This window comes from Thermodesulfatator atlanticus DSM 21156, from assembly GCF_000421585.1.
Taxonomy (GTDB): domain Bacteria; phylum Desulfobacterota; class Thermodesulfobacteria; order Thermodesulfobacteriales; family Thermodesulfatatoraceae; genus Thermodesulfatator; species Thermodesulfatator atlanticus.
In genome coordinates this window covers 47,366-70,117 of record NZ_ATXH01000011.1, presented here as the reverse complement: position 1 = coordinate 70,117, position 22,752 = coordinate 47,366, and the positions used below count along the sequence as shown (strand labels likewise).

22 protein-coding genes are annotated in these 22,752 nt (G+C 44.4%); 13 read left to right on the top strand and 9 right to left on the bottom strand.

The features are described 5' to 3' along the window. On the top strand, positions 1-180 hold a 180-nt coding region (locus H528_RS0106035; RefSeq protein WP_022853441.1), incomplete at its 5' end, for an integrase core domain-containing protein. A 353-nt stretch (positions 181-533) separates the two neighbouring features. On the opposite strand, the gene H528_RS0106025 is transcribed toward H528_RS0106035, so the two are convergent. The 4 genes from H528_RS0106025 to H528_RS12910 form a co-directional block, all read right to left on the bottom strand. Next, entirely contained in the window at positions 534-1,451 is a 918-nt protein-coding gene (locus H528_RS0106025; protein WP_022853439.1) for a DUF4340 domain-containing protein, read from the bottom strand. Continuing rightward, the gene (locus H528_RS14025) at positions 1,448-3,826 is read right to left on the bottom strand and encodes a Gldg family protein (RefSeq protein WP_022853438.1); all 2,379 of its coding nucleotides are present in this window, start codon (positions 3,824-3,826) and stop codon (positions 1,448-1,450) included. The genes H528_RS0106025 and H528_RS14025 overlap by 4 nt, the downstream gene beginning before the upstream one ends. Continuing rightward, positions 3,813-4,751, bottom strand: coding sequence for an ABC transporter ATP-binding protein (locus H528_RS0106015; RefSeq protein ID WP_022853437.1), 939 nt, complete (start codon positions 4,749-4,751; stop codon positions 3,813-3,815). The genes H528_RS14025 and H528_RS0106015 overlap by 14 nt, the downstream gene beginning before the upstream one ends. Before the next feature lie 292 nt (positions 4,752-5,043). After that, positions 5,044-5,952 (bottom strand): M23 family metallopeptidase, encoded by a 909-nt coding sequence (locus H528_RS12910; protein ID WP_084677661.1) that lies wholly within the window; start codon positions 5,950-5,952, stop codon positions 5,044-5,046. A 59-nt stretch (positions 5,953-6,011) separates the two neighbouring features. On the opposite strand from H528_RS12910, the gene prmA reads away from it, so the two are divergent. The 7 genes from prmA to H528_RS0105975 all read left to right on the top strand — a co-directional run bounded on the left by prmA (position 6,012) and on the right by H528_RS0105975 (position 12,770). Beyond that, on the top strand, positions 6,012-6,938 hold the full coding sequence (gene prmA, locus H528_RS0106005; protein ID WP_022853435.1) for a 50S ribosomal protein L11 methyltransferase: 927 nt from the start codon (positions 6,012-6,014) through the stop codon (positions 6,936-6,938). Beyond that, positions 6,908-7,657, top strand: a complete 750-nt coding sequence (locus H528_RS0106000) for an RsmE family RNA methyltransferase (RefSeq protein WP_022853434.1) — start codon at positions 6,908-6,910, stop codon at positions 7,655-7,657. The genes prmA and H528_RS0106000 overlap by 31 nt, the downstream gene beginning before the upstream one ends. 70 nt (positions 7,658-7,727) lie before the next feature. Further along, positions 7,728-8,597, top strand: a complete 870-nt coding sequence (gene htpX / locus H528_RS0105995) for a zinc metalloprotease HtpX (protein WP_022853433.1) — start codon at positions 7,728-7,730, stop codon at positions 8,595-8,597. A gap of 101 nt (positions 8,598-8,698) precedes the next feature. After that, the gene (locus tag H528_RS0105990) at positions 8,699-9,313 is read left to right on the top strand and encodes a histidine phosphatase family protein (protein WP_022853432.1); all 615 of its coding nucleotides are present in this window, start codon (positions 8,699-8,701) and stop codon (positions 9,311-9,313) included. Beyond that, positions 9,303-10,361: a tetraacyldisaccharide 4'-kinase gene (lpxK, locus tag H528_RS0105985; protein ID WP_022853431.1), complete on the top strand. Its 1,059-nt coding sequence runs from the start codon at positions 9,303-9,305 to the stop codon at positions 10,359-10,361. Before H528_RS0105990 ends, lpxK begins: the two co-directional genes overlap by 11 nt. After that, positions 10,345-11,055 carry a DNA/RNA nuclease SfsA gene (gene sfsA / locus H528_RS0105980; protein WP_022853430.1) on the top strand — a complete coding sequence of 237 codons (711 nt, stop codon included), beginning with the start codon at positions 10,345-10,347 and terminating at the stop codon, positions 11,053-11,055. The genes lpxK and sfsA overlap by 17 nt, the downstream gene beginning before the upstream one ends. Beyond that, positions 11,052-12,770 (top strand): TIGR03790 family protein, encoded by a 1,719-nt coding sequence (locus H528_RS0105975; RefSeq protein ID WP_022853429.1) that lies wholly within the window; start codon positions 11,052-11,054, stop codon positions 12,768-12,770. Before sfsA ends, H528_RS0105975 begins: the two co-directional genes overlap by 4 nt. On the opposite strand, the gene galE is transcribed toward H528_RS0105975, so the two are convergent. Both galE and H528_RS0105965 read right to left on the bottom strand, forming a co-directional pair. Continuing rightward, the gene (gene galE / locus H528_RS0105970; protein ID WP_022853428.1) at positions 12,767-13,747 is read right to left on the bottom strand and encodes a UDP-glucose 4-epimerase GalE; all 981 of its coding nucleotides are present in this window, start codon (positions 13,745-13,747) and stop codon (positions 12,767-12,769) included. The genes H528_RS0105975 and galE overlap by 4 nt on opposite strands. Positions 13,748-14,000: 253 nt before the next feature. Beyond that, positions 14,001-15,242, bottom strand: a complete 1,242-nt coding sequence (locus H528_RS0105965; RefSeq protein ID WP_022853427.1) for an OmpP1/FadL family transporter — start codon at positions 15,240-15,242, stop codon at positions 14,001-14,003. Between the two features lie 330 nt (positions 15,243-15,572). Between H528_RS0105965 and H528_RS0105960 the strand changes: the two genes are divergently transcribed. Then, positions 15,573-15,842 carry an amphi-Trp domain-containing protein gene (locus tag H528_RS0105960; protein WP_022853426.1) on the top strand — a complete coding sequence of 90 codons (270 nt, stop codon included), beginning with the start codon at positions 15,573-15,575 and terminating at the stop codon, positions 15,840-15,842. On the opposite strand, the gene H528_RS0105955 is transcribed toward H528_RS0105960, so the two are convergent. The 3 genes from H528_RS0105955 to selA are packed head-to-tail and all read right to left on the bottom strand — an operon-like array spanning position 15,839 to position 19,513. Further along, positions 15,839-16,600 carry an MBL fold metallo-hydrolase gene (locus H528_RS0105955; RefSeq protein WP_022853425.1) on the bottom strand — a complete coding sequence of 254 codons (762 nt, stop codon included), beginning with the start codon at positions 16,598-16,600 and terminating at the stop codon, positions 15,839-15,841. The two genes, H528_RS0105960 and H528_RS0105955, sit on opposite strands and share 4 nt — an antisense overlap. After that, positions 16,597-18,123 (bottom strand): tetratricopeptide repeat protein, encoded by a 1,527-nt coding sequence (locus H528_RS0105950; RefSeq protein ID WP_022853424.1) that lies wholly within the window; start codon positions 18,121-18,123, stop codon positions 16,597-16,599. The genes H528_RS0105955 and H528_RS0105950 overlap by 4 nt, the downstream gene beginning before the upstream one ends. After that, complete coding sequence (gene selA, locus H528_RS0105945; protein ID WP_022853423.1) at positions 18,116-19,513, bottom strand: L-seryl-tRNA(Sec) selenium transferase; 1,398 nt, start codon at positions 19,511-19,513, stop codon at positions 18,116-18,118. Before selA ends, H528_RS0105950 begins: the two co-directional genes overlap by 8 nt. Positions 19,514-19,657: 144 nt before the next feature. Between selA and H528_RS0105940 the strand changes: the two genes are divergently transcribed. From H528_RS0105940 to H528_RS14020, 4 genes are read left to right on the top strand one after another with little or no spacing between them, the layout of a single operon-like run. Next, positions 19,658-20,500, top strand: coding sequence for a hypothetical protein (locus H528_RS0105940; RefSeq protein WP_022853422.1), 843 nt, complete (start codon positions 19,658-19,660; stop codon positions 20,498-20,500). 11 nt (positions 20,501-20,511) lie between these two features. Next, positions 20,512-20,820, top strand: coding sequence for a hypothetical protein (locus tag H528_RS0105935; protein WP_022853421.1), 309 nt, complete (start codon positions 20,512-20,514; stop codon positions 20,818-20,820). After that, a complete protein-coding gene (locus H528_RS0105930) occupies positions 20,820-21,674 on the top strand; it encodes a DUF8082 domain-containing protein (protein WP_022853420.1) in 855 nt (284 codons plus the stop codon). The genes H528_RS0105935 and H528_RS0105930 overlap by 1 nt, the downstream gene beginning before the upstream one ends. Before the next feature lie 10 nt (positions 21,675-21,684). Further along, positions 21,685-22,704: a c-type heme family protein gene (locus tag H528_RS14020; RefSeq protein WP_022853419.1), complete on the top strand. Its 1,020-nt coding sequence runs from the start codon at positions 21,685-21,687 to the stop codon at positions 22,702-22,704. Positions 22,705-22,752 lie beyond the last annotated feature (48 nt).

Genomic DNA, 22,752 nt, shown 5'->3' with positions numbered 1-22,752 from the left:
ACGATAAAAGAGGAATTGATATGGATTTCGGAATTTAGGAATTTAATAGAGGCAAAGGACAGAATTGGAGATTGGATAAGGCGATACAATCGTGAGTATGTGCATTCAGCGCTGAGCTATATGAGCCCAGAGAAATTTGAGGCAAGATATTATGAGGGAAGATACAGGGAGGCAGCTTAAATGATGTCTCCTCAAGATGAGGCCCAAAAGTGTCCGGTATTTTGGGTAGCACTACAAGGAGTTGCAGTTGCAAATGGCTTGACAAAATCCACAGTATCTCGCGAGGAGGCCTGCAGGGCCGACGAAGCAATCCCATTTACAACCTCTAGAACCTTTACAACCTCTATAACTTTTATCATCGATCCTTTAGGAGCTAAACGACCGAAGAATCCACCCTTTATCATCGTCATTCTGAGGGCCCGTTGGGCCCGAAGAAGCCACAGATGGTTCTAAGCGACCTAAGGATCCACAGGTCGATCAGTAGATCCTTCGCTTCACCACGTTCCGCTCAGGATGACAAAAGAAAGAATAGCTCAGAATGAGGCAAAACTTCTCTCTGGTCGAAACAATAGCTCAAGCTCTTTTTTTGGAACCTCGTAAACAAAGCCCTGTTCTTTCAGCAAACACTTTTCTTTTTTACAGGTGAGATCAAGTTCACCCTGCTCTCCATCGTGCAAAAGATAAGAAAGTTTGGCTTGAGCCCCTTTAAAGCTTTCTTCTGGCAGGACTTTTTCCGCTAAAATCGGGAAAAGCTTCCTGAAAAATACTTCTGCCTCTTCGGGCTTGAGTTCCTTTGCCCTGCCCTTTTCCTTAAAAACACACTGATTTACGTTACAAACGATTTCCCAGGTTGTTTTCTCCCCTGAAAAAGAAATCTTTTTTATCTCTTTTGCAGGAAGCGGCCATATTTCAAGGTCAAGAAAAGCGTTTTCTCTGGGATGATCAGGAAAGTCTCCCTCAATATCAAACTTTGCCAAAAGATTTTCAGGCACAAGATAAATGCTTTTATCTCCAGAAAACCTCACAAAAGCGCTATCCCAGCGAGGCCCGCGTTTGCCAATTAAAATGTGGCCCATAAGTTTTCCCTTTTTGAAAAGCTCGATATGAAGCGCCTTATCATCAGTGAGATAAAAAAGCCCAAAGTGTTTTTTGCCTCTGGCCCGCAATTCACCTTCAAGTCCGGCCAAGGAATCAAGAAATCCCTCCACCAAAACACCTTTGGCAGGCTTTTTAAAATTAGAGAGAATTACCCAACGTGTGCCTTCTTTTTTAAGCGTAAAGCCCTGCGCAGGGCTTAAAAAATAGACTTTGATCTCATCTGCCTTGCGAAACGATTCTCGGCCAAGTTTTTGATAGATAGCTCCTGAATTTTTGCCCTTTAAACTAAAAAGATAAAGGCCCAGGGAACAAAGCAAGAAAGCCACACACAGGGAAAGAGCTTTTTTGCTCATCTAGCGCTCCTCCGCAAAAATTTTCCCCTACGGGTGCGCCTGCGCCAGGCATAAATAAGCCCAAAGGAAACCCAAAGTGCAGGAGGTACAAACAAAACAATGACGCGCGCCGCAAGTTTTTGGGCGTCAGAAACTTCCGGTAAGTAGCGCTGAACCTGGGTCTTGGCCCTGATATAAAGAAGGTCTTCGCCAAGGGTCAAACTTTCTGCCAGGTTCGCCAAAAAGATAGCGTTTCCCATGGCCTGAATAGCGGTGTCAGCAAACATCTCACTTGAACCAATCAACGCCAGGGTTGCCGTTTTGGCCCTGGTATTTTTTACCTGCTTTGTGTTTTCTTTTTTCTCGCCCGGCCAGGGAGGTACTTCTTTAAAACTTAATGGGAAGACCCCCTTGATAAGCGCTGCCAGCATAAACGGCCCTTTTTCGTCGTCTTTACCAGGTGCTAAATCTTCTGGCCTAAGCACCGAGCCGGAATAAGGTCTTAGCCAGGATTGCGGCGAAGAACGGAAAAGATAAAGAAGCTCTAGTTTGTTTTCTTTTAATTTTTGCTCGTTAATTTTTAAGGCACTACCCCAGAGATAAAGGAGCCCTGAGAGATTGCTTGTCACCGAAAGGTGCTGGTTCATCTGTGGGGGCAAAACCTTGATTTGCATGGGAAAACGCACTGGCTGCTGCACCACCGCGGTAAACATGCCTATGCGCCTTGGCATAGAAAGGGCAAGAGTGGCGCTTTGTTCGTCAAAAAGCTCGCGTTCGTCAATCTCTACTCCGTAATTTTTGAGCAGTGCGTTTATTTTTAGCGGCTGTTTAATGGCAAAGGCTACGATTTCACCATCGTCCCCGAGGTTATAAGAGTATTTAAAGCCTTGGGCCGCGATGATAACGGGTTTTCCCTCACGTAGAAACTTTTCTATTTCAAATAGCTGGCGTTCGTTTAAATCCCGCGGAGCAAGAACAAAAAGTAAAGATGCGTCTTCGGGAATAGGGCTTTCTTTGGTAAGGGAAATTTCTTTAATTTCAAGCCCGACAGACTCAAGAACTTGCCTTAAAAATTGAAATTCGTCCTGAGCGCCCAGGAACATACTTGAAGGAGCTGGCGGCGTGTAAAGGGCTACCACAGGTTTTTTGGCAATGGTTAAATGATAGATGCGCGAAATAATCTCATACTCAAGGGTGCGAAGCGTCTCTGGCACCACCTGCGGAATTATCTCCTCACGTTTATCAAGATAGGAGATGCTAATGGCGCTATAGATCCTTTTTACCGTGACCTCGTCTTTTTCTATGGTTTGCACGGCAAAAGGTTCAATGCCCTTTTGTTTGAGCTTGGCAACCAGGGAAGGATCTTTCGGTGTTACGATCTGGTATTTAAAAAAGGGAGAAAGGGCGGCAAATTCCGCTAAAATATCTTCTACGTCCCGGGCGATATTTTTCATGGGAGCGGGAAGCTCATCACGGCTTGAAACATAATAAGTCACCTTGATAGGCACCTTCAAGCGCGCAAGGACTTTTCGCGCTGCAGGAGAAACCGTGTAGATCTTCCCTTCGGTAAGATCAAAGCGCGGAAGATTAAACTTTGCCAAAGAGGCATTCAAAAGAAGAACCCCACAGAGCAGGCACCCTGAACCAAGCCAAAAGTTCTTACGGTTAAAATGGCGCAAAAAACCATTTATCGTAAATACGTTGATAATAAAAAACACCAGGGCAAAACTTAAGAAAAAGATCACATCAGCAAGGGGAATAACTCCTTTGGCAAAAGGAGAAAAATGAGGAAGGATCCCCCAGGCCTCACGCAAAAAGCTTCCCACGCCAGGGAGCCAGCTATCAAGAGAAGACGCAAAAAGATTGGTCCCTAAAAGATAGGCAGAAAAACTAACTGAGAGTGCAAGGATAAAGGCAACGATTTGGTCCACAAAAAAGGCAGAAAGTGCCTGCCCCAGGCAAACCAGAAAAATCGTGAGCAAAAATACCCCTAAGTAACCGCTAATGATCGGCCCAAAATCAGGCTCACCGAAATAAGCAAGCATCGCAGGGATAACGAAAGTCCCCACCAAAACAGCCCATAGAAAAAGAAGTGCCGCACACGTTTTGGCCAAAACCATCATAAAACCAGAAGAAGGAAGCGTATAAAGAAGGGTAAGGGTCTCTGCTTTTCTTTCTTCAGCCCAAAGCCGCATGGTAAGGGCTGGCACAAAAACTAAAAGCGCAAGCGGCAGAATCTGAAAAAAACCCCGCATATCGCAAAGGCCGTAGAGGAAAAAAGTGCTCATAAAAAGGCCGTTTACCACCAGCAGGAACACCACTGCAAAAACATAGGCAATGGGGGCGTTAAAATAAGAAAAAAGCTCCTTTTTAAAAAGGGCCTTAAAGGCTTTCATGCTCGCCCTCCTTGGCCTTGCGCGCTACCAATTCAAGGAAAATGTGTTCCAGGGTTTCGCTTTCTCTACCGAAGAAAAGGATTGTTGCCTCTTCATGGCAGATAGCCTTGACAATCCTTTCCTCAAGAGGGTTCTTGGCAGAAAGAAGATAACTGAAGCCTTCTTTTTCTTTTTTTTCGTGTTTGATGGTAAGCCCTGAGATCCCTGCCAAACTATTTAAGCGCTTGTTAACTTTTAGACGCCAGACGATTTCTTGAGAAACAAGCTTTTTGAGCTGCGAGATCTCACCAAGGGCCACCTGTTTGCCCTGGCTTATGATGCAGACAAAATCAGAAATGGCCTCAACTTCTGGCAAGATGTGCGTTGAAAAGACAATGGCCTTTTTCCTGGCAAGTTCTTTGATAAAGTTTCGCATCTCAAGGATTTGCAAAGGATCAAGCCCTGAGGTTGGCTCATCAAGGATAAGACAGGGCGGGTCATGCATAACCGCCTGGGCAAGCCCCACACGCTGGCGATACCCCTTTGAGAGCTGGCTAATCGGGGAGAACCAGACTCTGGCAAGGTTAAAGCTTTCCGCCACCCACTCAAGCTGCCTGCGTGCAAAAGCCTTATCAGGAAGGCGGGCTTCCGCCACAAACCCAAGATACTCCCCCACTTCCATATTCTCATAAAGGGGCGTGTTTTCAGGCAAAAAACCCAAATTTTCGCGCACTTTGCCGGGGCTTGAAACAACATCAAAGCCTGCAATTCTTGCGGTGCCAGAAGTGGGGACTAGTTGAGTAGCAAGCATTTTAAGGATGGTTGTTTTTCCGGCGCCATTTGGCCCTAAAAGCCCCATGATCTTTCCTTCTGGAACAGCAAAAGAAACACCTTCCACCGCAAGAAAAGAGCCGTATTTCATGGTAAGACCCCGGGCCTCAATCATCCTACGCTCCTCCCGAAATCAGCTAAAAATATATTATTACCAGGTAAAACAGGCGACTTGAACATTGGCATTGCTGGCGAAGCAATCTAGATCCCATGGGATCGCGCAGGCGTACAAGTCGCCTGGCAATGACACCTAGCAATCGTTCCCATTTTTCGCAGCGAAAAAATGGGAACGGATCCCTCGGGGGCTGACTATAAATCGCACTAAGTAATTGTTATCGCGTGAGTTCAGGCGTGCAAGAAAGCAGATCCGAAAAAGGGGGAACGGCTTCGATTCTGCAAAGGTCCCACTAGCTATTGTTTGATTTTACTTTGGAGGCAATTTTGGCAAGCTTTCTTTCGGCGCGGATAAAACGAAGGGGATTAAGAGATCTTCCCCAGCGCCTTATTTCGTAATGCACATGAGGGCCGGTACTGCGGCCGGTATTCCCCACATAGCCAATAATGTCGCCTTTTTTTACGCGTTCACCACGCTTAACTACATATTTGCGCAGATGCCCGTAAACCGTCATAAAGCCGTGCTTGTGCCGAATCTTAACATAACGCCCTAGGGCCCTTGCGTATCCTACGCGATAAACCACTCCGTCTGCCGTAGCGCGCACCGGGGAGCCATAGCGGGCAACGATATCTATGCCACTATGAAAGGCGCGTTTGCCTGTAAAAGGATCACGTCGATAGCCGTAGTAAGAAGAAATATAGCCCCGGGCAGGTTTGCCAATGGGGATATTGTCTAACTTGGTAAGGATTTCGCTTATTTGAGAAACAAGGAGTTCGTATTCCTGGTGCGGGGCAAGGTAAGGCCCACCCACAGGGCCTTTTGGGGTTTTAAAATAGCGCGAAAGCCCAAGTTGCCGAATTACTTTTTTGACATAAGTATTGTGCTTTTTAAGGGTCCCAACGGCCTTATCAAGCAGTTCTTCTTTTTCTTTTTCAAGCTGGTCGATCTGGGACTGAAGTTCCTGGTTCTTAAGCCTCAAGGAGGTTGCTTCCTGTTTAAGGGAAGCTACTTCGCGGTGCAAAGAGCTAATTTCTTGGTTTAACGAACTAATTTCCGCACGGAGTTTTAAGTTTTGATAGAAAAAAACCGCGGAAATAAAAACAAAAAAAAGAAGGGCCCCGTAGAGAATTTTGTCCTTTGCGATGCTAAAATCATTTTTTTCCTTGGGGTTGTGCAAATAAAAACCCTTTTTTAGCGGCATGGGAAGATGATGCCAAAAAATGCTTTGAAAAGCAAGAGTTTTGTGCTTACTTTTCAGGCATGAATGCTAAAAAAGAACGAATTTGGCTTGAGATATCCGTACTGGTGCCCTATGAAGCCGCGGATGCCCTGAGCACGTTTTTGGTTGAAACCACAGGCCACGGAGTAAAGCTAGAAGACGTTGAACCACACCCTGAAGGCGGACCTTTGGTTAAAGTAACCGGATACCTGGCCCCTGAACAAGCTGAAACCGGACTTATCAAGAAAATTTACGCCTATCTTGATTCCCTGGCAGAGATCTTTCCCGGGCACGATTTCAAGCTGGAGCACAAGCCCTTGCCAGAAGAAGAATGGGAAACCGCCTGGCAGGCCTATTTCAAGCCCATTAAAGTTGGAAAACGACTCGTGATAAAACCCTCCTGGGAGGTCTATGTCCCCCGTCCTGAGGAAATCGTCATTGAGATTGATCCGGGGCGTGCCTTTGGCACCGGTCATCACCCTTCCACCGCCCTTATCCTTGAAACCCTCGAAGAAATTTTTGAAAACGAATTTACCCCTAAAGGCATAGCACCCAGTGTTTTAGACGTAGGCACAGGCACTGGAATCCTTGCGATCGCTGCGGCTAAGTTAGGTGCAAAGGAAATCATTGCCATTGATATTGACCCTGAAGCCGCTGAAGTTGCCCGGGAAAACGTCCTTAGGAATCATCTCCATGACAAGGTCTTTGTCTCAACCACCCCTCTTTGGGAAATTATGTCTGGCTTTGACGTTATTTGTGCCAACATCTCTGCCTACGAGCTTGGCCTTATGGCGAAAAAACTGGCTGAACTTTTGAACAAAGAAGGCTTTTTACTGCTCTCTGGCTTTTTAAAAGAACAAGCCCCGGAATTAAAAGAAAAATACCAAGCCCTAGGACTTGAAATTTATACCGAAAAAATAGACCGCGAATTTGAAGAATGGACAATGCTTGCCCTGCGCAAAGCCTAACCAGGTTCCTTGCTCCGGGGATTACCCTCAGTAAGCCCTACTTGCTAAGCGCTGAGGAAAGCCATCACTTAAAAGACGTCCTGCGCTTAAAGGCAGGAGATAAAATCATCTTGCTTGACCTTGCTGGCCAGGAATTCATGGGAGAGATCCTTAAAATAACAAAAAAAGGAACCTTGGTTAAAGCCTTAACACTTTTGCGCCGGGAAGATCCTTTGTTTCCTCAAGTTATCTTTCTTGTGCCCCTGCTTAAAAAAGACTGGCTTTCTTTCCTGGTAGAAAAGGCAGTTGAGCTTTCGGTAACAGAGATAGTCCCTGTAATTACCGAAAGGACCGTGGCAAAACCCAAAGAAAACCTTGTAAAAAAGCTTGAAAAGCGTGCCTTACAAAGCCTTAAACAATGCCGCAGGCTCTGGCCTCTTAAAATAAACACTCCTCAAAGCCTTGCTCAGGTAGCAGAAATGGATGCAGACCTTAAAATCTTTGCCTATGAAAAAGAAAGAGAAAAAAATCCCAAAGAAATTCTGAAAGCCTCCTCTGCATTTAAAAAAATCTTGGTTTTAACCGGACCTGAAGGGGGCTTTTCTGAAAAAGAAGCCGCATTTTTGTGTGAAAAAGGTTTTATCCCTACATGCCTTGGCCAATACATCTTGCGTGCAGAGACAGCGGCCCTATACCTCATGAGTATCATCCATTTCATGTTTTTTCTTCAAAAATCTTGAAATAAAAGCCATTTCACTTTAATTTTATTAAACAAATATGAAAAAACTTTCCAAAAAAGGAGGGTGAGCCGTGTATAACACGCTTAAAACATTTATGCTGCTGGCAGCCTTAACAGCCCTTTTTGTAATTTGCGGCCAGCTTATCGGCGGCAAGGTTGGAGCCATTTTCGCGCTTGTGCTGGCAGGGGTTATGAACTTTTTTGCCTACTGGTATTCTGACAAGCTGGCCTTAAAAATGTCTGGCGCAAGGCCGGTTTCCCCGTCAGAGGCCCCTGAGTTGCATCAATTAGTGGCCAAGCTTGCCGCACAAGCAGGGATCCCTAAGCCCAGGGTTTATATCATCCCTACCGAAACCCCAAACGCCTTTGCCACGGGAAGAGACCCTGAGCACGCCGCAGTGGCAGTTACCGCAGGGATAATGCGCATTCTCAATCGCGATGAACTGGAAGGTGTTTTGGCCCACGAGATCGCCCACATCAAAAACCGCGATATTCTTATCTCAAGCATCGCGGCGGTGCTTGCTGGTGCCATTGCATACCTTGCCGACATGGCCTCCTGGTCCCTTCTTTTCGGCGGTTTTTCAAGCGATGACGAAGACAACGGTATTTTGGGCTACGTGGGGATTTTTCTGATGATCATCCTTGCGCCCCTTGCAGCCATGATTATCCAGATGGCGGTGAGCCGTAGCCGTGAGTATCTTGCCGATGCTACCGGGGCCAAGATTTGCCGCTGCCCGCTTTCGCTGGCAAGGGCCTTGGAAAAATTAGACCAGTGGAACAAAAGAATTCCCATGCAGGTAAACCCTGCGCAGGCCCAGATGTTTATTGTTAATCCGTTGTCTGGTTCCTCGCTCTATAAGCTGTTTTCAACTCACCCGCCCATTGAAGATCGCATTGCCAAGTTAGTTGAAATAGCCAGAAGAGAAGGGATTGCCGCATAAGGCCTTTGCCAATAGGATCCGTTCCCAAGTTTTCTAAAAATTTCATGAAAGCCCCTTTCCAGAGTTAAAGAAAGGGGCTTTCTTATGCGATAAGAAGACAAATGAACGAGCGAATTTTTATTATGCGCCACGGCCTGACCAGGGCCAACCTTGAAAACCGCTTTACCGGGCGCACCGAAGAACCACTAACCCCAGAAGGGATAAGGCAGGCGCAAGAGGCCGGACGCCTCATTGCCAAAGAGGATATCTCTGCCATTTACGCAAGCCCCTTAAGGCGCACCATGGAAACCGCCATAGCCGTAAGAAAAGGCATGGCCCGCCCTCTCCCCATTATCCCTGATCCTGCCTTTATTGAAATAAACATCCCGCCCTGGGAAGGAAAAACTAAAGACGAAATCATAGCAAACGCCTCTTTAAAATACGAAATGTGGCGCAAAAACCCCCATCTTTTTGACCTTCCTGGCTGCGAAAATCTACAAAAAGTAAAAGAACGCGTGGTACCCAGAGCGCTTTCTCTCTTTGCACGAAAAACCCCGGTCCTCATCGTAACCCACATGGTGGTGGTAAGGGTGCTTTTTTGTTATTTCCTTGGTATTGAGCTTAAGGACTACCGGGTAATTTCTGTGCCTAACGCCAGAGTTTTTGTGGTAGAAAAAGAACCTCAGGGGTTTTTCGTGCGCACGGCAGAGGATATGCTTCTCTCTGATGTCGCTTAAAAGTTTCTGGCAAAAAAACGCTTCCCTCTTCTGGCCTTTTGGCCTTGCCATGGAAAAAACTACCAAGCTTAGGGCAACCCTTTACGCCCGGGGAATTTTGCCAAGCTACCAGGCTTCTTCTCCGGTCATTAGTGTGGGGAACATTACCCTTGGGGGTGAAGGGAAAACCCCGCTGGTGATCTGGCTTACAAACTTTCTTCAGGAAAAAGGCTTTGCGCCTGCGGTTATCACCCGCGGCTATGGAGGCAAAGAAAAAGGCCCTGTTCTTGGCGCCAGAGATGGCATCCCTTTGCGCACCCCTTATGAGATTGGCGATGAGGCCTATCTCCTCGGCATAAAAACCAAGGCCCCAATAATCATTGCCAGAGACAGAGCCAAGGGAGCAGCCTTTGCCACCGAAAAGCTAAAGGCCAACGTGCTTGTGCTTGATGATGGCTTCCAGCACCTTAAGCTTAAACGCGACCTTGATATTGTTCTTTTTTCAGCGGGAAAAGACCCTTTTTGTGAAAAAGTCTTCCCTGCCGGCTACTTAAGGGAACCTCTTGCCGCCCTATGCCGGGCACACGTCTTTTTAATAACCAAGGCAGACCGGAATGCCCCCGAGGCCCTTTATCTTTCCGAAAGGCTTGCCTCATACCAAAAACCCGTCTTTTTTGCGCCTTTTGTCACCGAAAGCCCTTATCCCTTAGAAAATCTCTGGCAGGAAAAAAACGAAGAAAGCTTTCCTGCCAGAGAAAAATTTGTTGCCTTTTGCGGCCTGGCTAATCCTGAGCCTTTTTTCCAGGAAGCCCAAAGGAGGGCCAAAATCGTTGCCACTCTTTCTTTTGAAGACCACGCAAGCTACGGGCCCAAAGAGATCAAAAAGCTTCTTTTGCTGCGGGAAAAGAAAGAAGCCTTTGGCTTTCTTACCACGGAAAAAGACGCCGTTAAGCTTAAGGACTTTGTAAAGTCACTTTCACCATGCTACGTTTTGCCGGTAAAAGCCGCACCGGAGGAAAATTTTGAAGCCTTCATCCTCAAGTACCTCAGAAATGCTGCCAGTCTTTGAAATTAGGGCAGACCTTGAAGGTACTTTCATCAAAAGGCCAAATCGCTTCTTAGGCCTGGTAAAGGTAGGCCACAAAATCGTAGAAGCTCACGTGCATGACCCAGGAAGGCTCCCTGACGTGCTCATTCCTGGAAACCGCGTATTGCTAAAAAGAGCTAACGCTAAAAACCGCAAGACCAAGTATTCTCTCCTGGCAGGTAAGGTAAAGGGAAACTGGATTTTCACTAACTCAGGATACCATCGGCGTCTGTCAGGGGCCCTTCTTGAGCGCCTTGGCGAAAAAATATTCCCCGGCCTTTTAAAATACGAAGCCGAGCCCAGGTTTGATAACGGCCGCCTGGATTATCTTTTACATTTCAAGGATGAAGACAAACTTTTCGTGGAGATTAAAAGCTGCACCTGGGCCAAAGAAGAAGTGGCGCTCTTTCCAGATGCGCCCACCACCAGAGGGCAAAAGCATTTAAAACACCTCATCGCATTAAGAGAAAAAGGCGTAAGGGCCTGTCTTTGGATTCTGGTCTTCAGGCCAGAGGCTAAATGTTTCAGGCCCGCTCACGAAATCGACTCCAAGTTCGCAAAACTTTTTAAAGAAGCCCTTGCCGCTGGTGTTGAGCTCTACATCCATCAATTGGCATATAATTGGGAGAAAATATTTTTTAAGGGGAGTTTACCACTTTGCGATTTTACGCCATGAGAGTTTTTATCCTGGCCTTAAGCTTATGCTGGCTATACCCTGCCCTTTGTTTTTCCCTTGTCACGAAAATAACCCCTGAACGCATTTTGATAGTGGCCAATGAAAAAAGCCCGATCTCACGGCGCATAACCGCTCTTTACCAGCAGGTACGCAAAATCCCCCAAGAAAACGTGCTTTTCCTTAAGCTTCCTTTGCGTGAAGAAATAGACCGGCCGATTTATCTGAGATTTCTGGAAAAGCCTGTGGCAAGCTACATCCGCAGGCACCAAATGCAAGATAAAATACTTGTGATTTTGCTCATGCCAGATGTCCCGCACAAGATAAGGGGCTCTATCGGACAAAACGGCAAGGCCTCTTCTGTTGACTCAGAGCTTACGCTTCTTTACCGGAAAATGCTCTTTGGGCCTTATCGTCTCTCGGGCTGGATTAAAAACCCCTATTTCAGGAGCCCCCTTGACCAACCCTTTGAACACGATCGCTATGATTTTTATCTGGTAACCCGCCTTGATGGTTACCAGGAAAAAGACATACGGGCCTTGATAACCCGCGCACAAAAGGCAAGGAAAACCCGGCCTCCTTTTACACTTGTGCTTGATGCCAAAGACGGCCCTGCTGCCCCAGGGGACAACTGGCTTCACGCCGCCTATCTTCTCCTTAAAAATTTTCCAGGGCTTAAGCTTGAGGCTTCTTTTGATTCGGCTTTTCTTGTCTCAGGTGAGCGGGTGATAGGCTATGCCTCCTGGGGTTCCAATGATCCGAATTATCCCCGGGATCGTAAGCTATTTTTCAAATTTTTACCTGGTGCCATAGGCGTTACCTACGTGAGCACAAGCGCCCGCACTTTTGTTGAACCACCTCCTGGGTGGGAAGTGGGGGCTCCCTGGCATGCAAAACACAAACTCCACGGAGGCTCCCCTCAATCGCTAATCGGTGACTTAATTCGCCTGGGCATTACCGGAGTTTCAGGAAACGCCTATGAGCCTTATCTTTCAGCCTGTGCCAGGCCAAACTTGCTTTTCCCCGCCTACCTAAAAGGAAAAACCCTTGCAGAAGCCTATTACCGGTCCCTTGCATATCTCAGCTGGCAAACGGTGGTCATAGGGGACCCCCTTGCCCATCTTGGCAATTTGGAAGTTGACCATAGCCCTTATGAAAACTGGTTTGCCAAGCGTAAGGCCGCCTTTGAAAAGGCCCAAAAAAGCAAGGACTATCTTTTTCTTGCCAAGATAGACCTTCACCTTGGATTCCCAGAACGGGCGTTGAAAAGGCTAAAGAAATTGAAAGAAAAAAGAGAAAAACTTCCTGAGGGGGCTTATCAATTACTCTTTGTGATCGCCGAAAAAAAACACATGATGCCTAAAGTTTTGAGATTTTTAAGGGAAGATACGGCTGAAGAAGCCCGCATTATCTCAGCTTTTATCCTTTTTAGGGAAAAGAAATACAAACAAGCAGAAAAGATCCTGATGAGCGGGCCTCTTAATTCGGCAACAGGGCTTTTTTTGCTCGGAAAAATCGAACTTGCCAGAGGCGCCTGTGGAAAGACCATCCCTCTCATAGAAAAAGCAATTGCTCTAAAGCCGGATGCCTGGGGCTTTTATCCAGATCTTTACCAGGCCCTCAAAGCTTGTGGAAATAAAGACCGCGCACAACACATCCGCCAAAAAATACTTTCCATGCCAGAGCTTGTGGAGCTTTGGCCAAGGTTTAAAAACTAATAGCGGCGGTTTTTCTCCCAGTGCCAGGCGGTCTCAATAATAAGCGAAAGGTCGTCGAACTCAGGCTTAAACCCAAGGATTTCTCTGGCTTTGTCGGTCCTGGCCACGAGCACCGGGGGATCGCCAGGACGTCTATCTTTGACCTCGTAGGGGATTTTTTGCCCGGTGACTCTTTCGGTTTCTTCCAGGACTTCTTTTACCGAATAGCCATGGCCGTAGCCACAATTGAGCACCAGGCTCTTTCCACCGTTCAAAAGATGCTCAAGGGCAAGGAGGTGAACCTGCGCAAGGTCGTTCACGTGGATAAAGTCCCTGATACAGGTGCCGTCTGGGGTGTCGTAATCAGTACCGTAAAGGAAAAACTTCAAACGCTTACCAAGGGCGGTTTGCAAAAGAAGGGGGATGAGATGGGTTTCAGGATCATGGGCCTCGCCAATCATTCCAGAGGGATCTGCTCCCGCAGCATTGAAATACCGCAGGGACACGTAGGGAAGACCGTAAGCTTTAGCACAATCCGAAAGCATTTGTTCCACCACCGCCTTACTTTGCCCGTAAGGGTTAATGGGTAAGACGGGATGATCTTCAGGAATGGGGACTTCCTGGGGAATGCCATATACCGCGGCGCTTGAAGAAAAAATAAAGGCTGAGACTTTATGTTTCGCTGCTATTTGAAGGAGATTAATGGTGGCAGAAAGATTGTTTTCATAGTATTTAAGCGGGTCTGAAACACTTTCTGGCACCACGATGTAAGCGGCAAAATGCATCACAGCGAGTGGTTCCTCTGCATCAAAAAGCTTGTCTATTATCTCTTTATCGCGTAGGTCCTCTACAAAGAGGTCTCCCGCAAGAACCGCGTCACGATGCCCTGCCGAAAGATTGTCAACAATAACTGGCTCAAAGCCCTTTTCATCAAGGAGCTTAACCACGTGTGAGCCGATATAGCCTGCCCCACCGGTTACCAAAATCTTTTTGGCCATAAAGTCTCCCTGATTTCTGGAAGTGAGGGGACACTTCCGTGGATTTTTTCTATTATAGCAAGGGACTTGGCGCCTGGCATTTAAAAATTGAATCCTTCGCTAACAGCTCAGGATGACACCTATTTTGTTATGCTGAGGGCACAAAGAGCCCGAAGCATCCACAAATCGATTGGTGGATTATTCGCCTGCGGTTCAGAATGACAAAGAAGGAATAGCTAAAATAAAGGCCTGCCGTGCGACAGGCCTTTTAAGTTTAGAAACGATAGCTTACGTCAAACCCAAAGATGTGGGTATCACCTTCGTAGTGACCTGACAAGTTTCCGTATTCGTTACCAGGAGATCCTGCAGGGGGCACCGGGGCGTCTTCCATAATCAGGTAAGTATAGGTAAAGTTGATGCTCAGGTTTTCTTTTTGATAGCCAAGGCCAATGTTGAAAAGCTGCCGGTCATCAGTGGGAAGCTCTGGCCCACGGGTATAGTAGTCAATGGGCGAAGGATCATACACATAGCCCAGACGAAGGCGCCATTTGGGCGCAAGTTCGTACTCTGCCCCTAAACGCAGCGCAAGCTTATCATGCCAATTTTTGGGCTGGATTTGCTCTCCTGGGGTTCCTGTCCCTGGGGCATACTCAAAAGTAAATTTCAATTCATCATAGGCAGACCACCCACTCCACAGGATGTCTGCGCTCAAGGTCCATTTTGGGAAAATAGTCGTAGCTACTCCAAAGGAAATAGTGTCAGGAAGCGTTAAATAAACAGCACCATCTCCATTTTTGAAACGAGAAGCCAAAAGAGACGGAACATTTGAATACTTTACATTTCCCTCAAGGTCTAGTTCTATTTCAGAACGATAAATCACGGCAAAGGTGGTGTGTTCCCAGGGCTTAAAAGTGAAAGAAACCAGCCAGCCACCTGATAAATCATCCCCAGACATATTCATGCGTACGTCTCCAAGAGGGGTAAGTATGGCCCTTTCCATTTCAGCATCGGCATAAACGATCTGAGGGCCAACTGAAAGAGACATCTTATCGTTTATTTTGATGGCAACTGACGGCACAAAAAAGAAGGTTTTAAGGCTGGTATAATCCGCATCATACCTTCCCGGCCAATCATCATCCCAGTCAGTAGTAAGCCCATAGGGAAGATTGAAAGAAAAACTAAAAGAAAGGCGCTCATCAACCGGGTAAATAGCATAAAAAAACGGCAAAGGATGAACTCTTTTTTTCATGTCATACTCTGCGCCGGAGTCGGCCTTGTATGAAATAGAAGGCTTAACGAGAGCAGACCCCACAAGAACTTCAGGAGATTTGAAAAAAGCCGCTGCTGAGGGATTATACCAGGCAGACTCAACCATATCAGTGCGGGCGGTAACCGCAGCCCCTAACCCCATAACCCTTGCAGAGCCTTCGTTAAAAAGCTGAAAGCCCGCAGCAAAACCCGTGGCCGCAAACGCCAGTAACAAGAAAAAAGCTAATGCACCCTCCCGTAACCTCATAGCTCCTCCTTTTAGGTTTTTAGGCCCCTTTAAACGAAAAAAAAACTTTTTTGTCAACAAAAAATGTCGATATACGCGTTAAAAGGGGATTCGTTCCATTTTTCGAAACGAAAATCGGAAAGCTAAATTTCATTGATGATAACGTTAAGTCTTCTTGGTATATTACCAGTAGCACAAGACAGATGACATCTTGAACATAGTCATTGCGAGCGAAGAGAAGCAATCCCATGAGAACGCGCGGGGGTACAAGTCGCCTCGCGATGAAACCTAGGATCCGATCCTATTTTTCGTTTCGAAAAAAACGGATCCAAAATAAAAAAAGAGGATGTCATGGCTGAAGAAAAAATTCTTTTCAAAACTGAAGAACCCAAATCGCTTGCTGAAGTAGCTGATTTTTTGCGGGCCCTTGCTGACAAACTAACCGAAGGCAAAGTTATTTTGCGCAAAGGGAGCGAAGAAATAGCCCTTACCATCCCGGCAAACGTTGTCCTTGAAATAAAAGCCGAACAAAAAATAAAGGGGCACAAGACAAAATATTCTTTGGAAGTAGAGATCGAATGGCGCGAAGGAGACCAGGAAGGTCCGTTAACACTTGGCTAAATTTCAAGGCTTAAGAAGTCTTTTGCCACGATAATTTCGCCTGAAAAGTATTTTTGACAGGGGGTTAAGAGATCGGCCTCATCACACGGCGGATAAAGATGGGATAGTACGAGTTTTTTTACCCTGGCACTGCCTGCAATCTGGCCGCAAAGTGAAGGGGTTAGGTGACCTTTGACTTTCATCCCCTCAGGAAAAGAACACTCAAGAATCAACACCTCAGCCTCTTTGGCAAGCTCAATAATGTTTTTACAAAAATCGGTGTCCCCGGAATAAACAAGACTTTTGCCCTCATGCTCAAAGCGATACGCCAAGCTTTCTGGCTTGTGCGCAACTGGCATTGCCCTCACAGTGTAAGGCGGACTCAAAAAGGCTGATTCGCAACTGGTGGAAAGCTCCTCCAACAACATGAACCCTTCTTTGGGTTCTACCCAGTGGCCAAAGGCGCTTTTTAAGCCCTGGTAAAAAACAGAAAACCCCTCCCCTGCCACCAGCCGAAAGGGCTTTTGCCGAAAATAGCCAAGGGAATACCTGGTAGCAAAAAGAAAAGGGATCAAATCGGTAACATGATCCGGATGGAAATGGCTCAAGAAAATGGCGTCGATATCTTCAATTAAAAATCCAAGCTTAAGCAACCTGGGAATGGTCCCAGGGCCAATATCAAGGAGGATCTTTTCTGATGCGATCTCAAGGAGGTATGCCGGGGCTCCGCGCTCAAGACGCGGCCAACCTGTACCTGATCCTAAAATCGTAAGCTTCATACCTTTCCCGCCAAAAGGGTTTTAAGACTTTCAGCAAGGCTATTTAAGCTTTTTTCTTTTTCAAGACGTGGCAAAAGGGCCTCGGCAACGTCATATTCGCCCTTCAGTTGCACGTAAAGTAACGCCAAATAGGCCATTGCTTCAAGATTTTCGGGATCCTCGGTTGCCAAGCTTCTAAAAAGGCCAAGGGCTTCAGTTAAGGCCCCTGTTTCATACAAGGCTTTGGCCAAAAGAAACTTGCCCTTATTAGTTAGCTCAAGGCCCGAGAGAACTTTTTTCACCTCGGACCAGTTTTCCCCTTCAGAAAGGGCTTCGGCGTAAGCCTCCGCAAAAAAGGGATTATCACCATCAAGCTCATAAGCTTTTTTAAAATAAGACACATATTCCTTGCCAAGTTGTTTGCGAAAGACACCAAGGTTGTAGTGCAACATGGGATCTTCAGGAGCAAGCCCTACGGCCTCTTTTAAGGCCTTTTCGCATTCATCCAGCGAACCAAGAGAAAAAAACACGTAGGCTAGGGAATTTTTAAGTTCAACTGGCTGGGGAGTCTCTTTCTCTGCGGCCTTATAACAGTTAAGTGCCGCAAAAGGGTCTTTTAAGTCCACAAAAACATCGCCCAAAACATGGAGACTATAAGGCTCAAAGAGAACCGGCTCTTCTCCCCCAAGGCGTTTGGCATGCTCAAAGGCAGCCCAAAGTTCTTTAAGGGGAAATGCAGAAGGACCTGCCAAACGCACTCCTGCTACCAAAGATAAGGACCTAAGCAAATCAAAGATTTCTTCTTTTTCTCCGTCAAGCAAAAAAAGCGCTTCATCTTCTGCCACAAAAAGTTCAATCAAAGCTTTTTTACGCAAACAGATAAGTGAAACCTTAGGCCCTTTTACCCATGCTAAAGTCTTTGTGCAGGATTCTTTGGTCAGGCGTTTAATTTTTTTGCTTTGCTGCCAGAAAACCTCCAAGGGGAAATTTTCAGCAGCAGTTTCAGTGAAATAAGAAAAACCAAAAGTTGCTACAATTTTTAGGGCCTCTTTGGCATTTTCCAGGTCTTTTTTGTTTTCAAGCACACATTTGAGCGCGTAAAAATCTCTTCCCTTTTGCCAGAGGGCTTTCAAAAAGCCCTTTGAAAAAAAATCAGACGGGATAAAAAACACCTTTTTTGAAAGTGCGTATGCTTTTTCAAGCGAAACTTTTTGTTTAGTAGCCAACAAAACACCGTATAAAGGGCCTTTTTCAAGGTCGCGCACCAGAATTTCAGGCCCTGGAAGGCCGTTTACAAGCTTTTTCTCCAAGAGCAAATTAAAAGTCTGTTCAAGGTACGCCAGGACAAGGGGCTTAAATCTTTTCCACTCTCCGGGGAGAAAAGCTTCCTCAAAATTGAAATAGGCAACGGTTTTTCCCTTCACTCTTAACGGATAAGGACTTTTTGCCTGTGACACCGAAAACTCAACGGGAAGAAGAGGAGAGACGGTCTCCTCCAACAAAGGAAAAATCTTTTCAAGGGCCCATGAAGACGGGTTATCCATAGACATCCCCTAAAACGCGTTGAAATGCCTCTACCATAATCGGGATTTCCTCAGGGAAGACCGTGCGCATATCAAGGAGAAACATTTCATCTTCAATACGACCGATAATAGGCGGGGTATTATCACGAAACTTTTTCTCAAGGCGTGAAGCAGAAACCTTGGGGATATTAACGGCAATAGCGTATGAAGCTGGATTTGAAAGGGGCATGGCCCCTCCCCCAACCCGTGAAATAGTTTTTACTATTTTTATTTCAACCCCTTCAGGGCAAACCCTGAGAAGGGCCCGTTTCAATCTTCTGGCCTTTTTCTTAATTTCTTCTGGCGGGATGGTTAAAAAGTGTAGCGTAGGTATCTTCTCAAGGGCCTCTTTTTTGTCCCGATAAAGCCTCAAGGTGGCCTCAAGCCCTGCTATGGTCATCTTGTCAATTCTTACTGCACGGTTTAAGGGATTTTTGCGGATCTCTGCTACCAGTTCTTTTTTGCCTACGATTATGCCCGCCTGGGGCCCACCAAGGAGTTTATCCCCTGAAAACGTAACGATATCAAGGCCTGCCAGCAAAACTTCCTGGACCGTTGGTTCCTTGGGAAGACCATATTGAGACAAGTCAACAAAGCAGCCGCTTCCAAGGTCTTCGGCTACTGGAAGGCCATATTTTTGCCCCAGGCTGACGAGTTCTTTACCTGAGACCTCTTTAGTAAAGCCGAGCATGGCATAGTTACTTTTGTGGACTTTTAGAAGAAGAGCCGTGTTCTCGTTAATAGCGGCTTCATAATCCCTAAGATGGGTGCGGTTAGTGGCGCCAACTTCCCTTAAAATAGCTCCAGATCTTGCCATGACATCTGGAATACGGAAAGAGCCCCCGATTTCAACCAGTTCTCCGCGAGAAACAATAACTTCTTTGCCCAGGGCCAAAGTGTTTAAAGTGATGAGCACCGCCGAAGCGTTATTGTTAACCACTAAGGCGCCTTCAGCCCCGGTGAGTTCTCGTACGATTTCTTCCACGTGTACGTAGCGGCTCCCTCGCTTGCCCGAAGCCAGATCGTATTCCAAGTTGGAATAGTAAACGGAGATTTCAGAAATGGCTTCCATTACCTCACGCGCTAAGGGAGAGCGACCTAAATTCGTGTGAATAACTACGCCCGTGGCGTTTACTACGCGTCTCAGGCTTGGTTGTAATTTGCGTTCTAATATTGCTGAGGCAAGTTCAAAAACGTCTTCACGTTTTAACGATAAACGCTCACCGGCAAGGACCTCTTCTCTTATTTTTTGGGCAGCTTCACGGGCCACTAGAGATAAAAGCGAGTCGGGTGTCTTGGGATAATTCGCAGCCAGATAGTGAATTATGTCGTTAACCGCAGGAATAGAGCTAAGCAGTTTCTGTGGCTCCATGGGCCTCCTCGCTTAAAAGGTTTTCCAAGAAAATATGCCAAAGCCTGCCTTTTGTAAACGAGAAAAAATCAGAGAAAAAATTTCTATTTTTTAGTCAAATAAATTTCAATCCGAAAATAAATAAAAAGTAGCGGGGAGATGTAAATGATACTTCCAGCCTTCAAAGAAAAATTTAAAAATCTTTCTACGTATATAACCACTCCGGAAGTGCTTATTAATTCTTTTCAAAAGGATTCGTTCACAGGTTTTATTCACGCCATTTTTGAAGAACACCAAGAAACAATAATCTTTTTTGAAGAAGGTAGTGCAACAGACATCATAAAAGAAGAAAATTATAAACGAACAAAGACAAACATAAACGAGCTCAAAAAAATATGGGAAAAGCAAGGAGTAATGTCAGCTTATGAAACGTATCCAGACGAAGTTTATATTCTAAAAAACATCTTATTAAAGAAATTAACAGACAATATAATAATGGAAAGCATTACGGTAGGGCAGAAAATAGTCGAACTTAAAAATAAAAAAGAAAAAGCGGTAGTTGAAATAGAAAGGGAAAGAAAAAAACAGGCAATATATATATGGGACGGAAAAATAATTTGGAATCTAGCAGACAAAGAACTTTTCATAAAAAACGAAAAAGTGAAAGCGAGATTTTATTATGGAAATGACACAACTAACTACAAAATTGAAATAAAAAAAATAGAAGAAGCATTAAATGAAATAGAAACAATATACCAAAACAAATTCAAAAAAGATTTTCAAGAAGACTTATTATTTTTCATACACCAAACTTTAGCTGACAAATACCCTATTATTGATCCCTTTATTGGCGGATACGAAATAACCAATGGCAAATTAAAAATTTATGATGTAAACGAAATAGAAAAATTTTTACCAGCTTTTAAAAAAGCTCTTAAAGCCTTTATTATTAACAAGTTCGACACTACTGATCCAGAGACAAGAAATTTAATCAAAAAATTAAAATAAGGAGGGAAAAAATGATTGAAGCGAAAAACAAAGAAAATAGAACAACAAATATAATCGAAGAAATCTTTGGAGATATGGACAATATACTAGAAGAAAAACGAACAAAACCAGCAAACATAGAAAACAAAGAAAAAGAAGACAAAAAATTGCTTCCTATCTCCATAATCAAAAAAGAGATTGAAAAACAAAAGATAAATGACGAAGAATTAGTAGAAACAGTAAAAGAAACAATAGACGAAGTTTATGAAAAGGCTAAAGAAATAATAAACAAAAAATTAACTAAAAAAATTCTTCTTAAAGTGCTTGAAAGGATAGAATAATGCCCTTTACAGGCAAAGCAAAAAACCTAGAAGAACTTTTTGACATATTACAAATACTGGAGAACCAACAAAAAGAAGGAATCCTAACCATAGAAAATAACTTTTCAGGAAAAAGCATTCTAACATTTTATATTAAAAAAGGAAACCTAGAAAAAATATCAGCAAACATAAAACAACTAGAAAAACTCAAAGTGAAAGAAGACTATAAAGACACCTGGAAAAGCTATTTGCACTTTATTAATATTTTTTGGAAAACTTTTACTTTTAAATTCCAAGAAACTTTAATAAAAAAGGAACAAAATAGCACACCTATTTCAAGTTTTTTATTAGAATTTTCAACAGAAAAAGATGAAATCCAAGGAATAATAAAAAAACTAATTGAAAATCCCATAAAGCTAGAGCCAAAAGGCGATATAAAAGAAGAAAATTTTTCGAGTTTAGATCTCTGGCTATATGGAGAAATTATCAAACAAAAACCAATAAAAGAATTATTGTTCGCTAATATACCTCTCAAAGAAATTTTAAGATCATTAAACAAACTATTTAAAGCAAATTTAATAGAAGTAAAAATAGACAATAAGATAAAAAAAGCTGCTGACAAAGAACGCATTATCAAAAAGGAAAAATTCAAAGAATTTGAAATATACTTAGCAAAATTAGTTGGGCCTGTAGCTGAATTGCTTATACTAGAAACGCTCGAAGATTTACACTGCGATAATTATGAACTACCAGAAAAATTATCGTCTGAATTCATCAAAAATTTACTAGAAAAGATTCCAGAAGGATGTAGCTACAAAGAGCTTTCATGCCAAGAGGCTCTTTTAAGAAAATTTAACGAAATAATAAGCACTTAACGGAGGTTTTATGCATAACAAATTTTCAATTTTAACCAAATATATTATCTTCTGGATCATACTTGGAGTTGGATTAATAGGATGCACCATAGTAACGATATATCAACTTTATACCCACACATTATACCAACAAGCAAAAAAGGTAGCAGAACAGGTTATTATTTTCAGACAGTGGACAGCATCTTACGGAGGTATATGGACCAAGGATAAATACGATCCCAAATTTGGTTATTTGTTACGGGCCAATTCTCCTGAGACTACGCTTTATAGCACCAAGGATTCACTAATCGCTAATGAACAAAACAACAATTTTTATTTGCATAACCCAGCCCTGGCTACTCGAGAATTATCCAAAATCTCAGAACGTTTTTTTGGTAAATATGGCTGGTCTTTCCGTGTTGTCTCAGATCGACCCATTAGTCCCGAGGGGAAACCAGACAATTTTGAAAAAGAGGCCATAATAAAACTTAAGCAATCAAAACAAGAAGAACTCGGCCAACTGTACCGAAAAGGCATTTTTGATTTTCAAAGTTATCGTTACCGTTTTGTAAAAGTAATCAGAGTAAGGAAAGGGTGCCTTAAATGTCACGGCACTCCCGACAAACAAAATCCAAAGCTTCGGGAAGCTATCATAGCTAAATACGGAAAAAGAGCCCAAATCGGGATGAATTACAAAGAAGGAGACGTAAGGGGTGTTATAAGTGTCACTATCTTTCCTGATGTCAAAGCTGTTGCAGCACACTTTTTGAAACCAACTCCTGGGAACTTTTTCCTTCTGGTCATCTTTCTTGAAGTCATTTTTGTTACCCTTGGCAGTTTTGTTGTGGTTTACTGGATGATAAATCGTATTAAGAAACTTCGCGATGCTGCCAGACAAATAAGCATTGGCAAACTTGATATAGATCTGGGTGTAAAAGGGCTTGATGAAAGCGAAGTTAAAGATGAACTTTCTCAGGTAGCCATTGCCCTTGAACGTTTACGGATTAGCACCAAGATTCTGATAGAACGCTTTAAAAAGAAAAGGGCTTAAAAACAGGAGAGGGACGGCCTTAAAGCCGTCCCTTTCTAACAGTTTCAT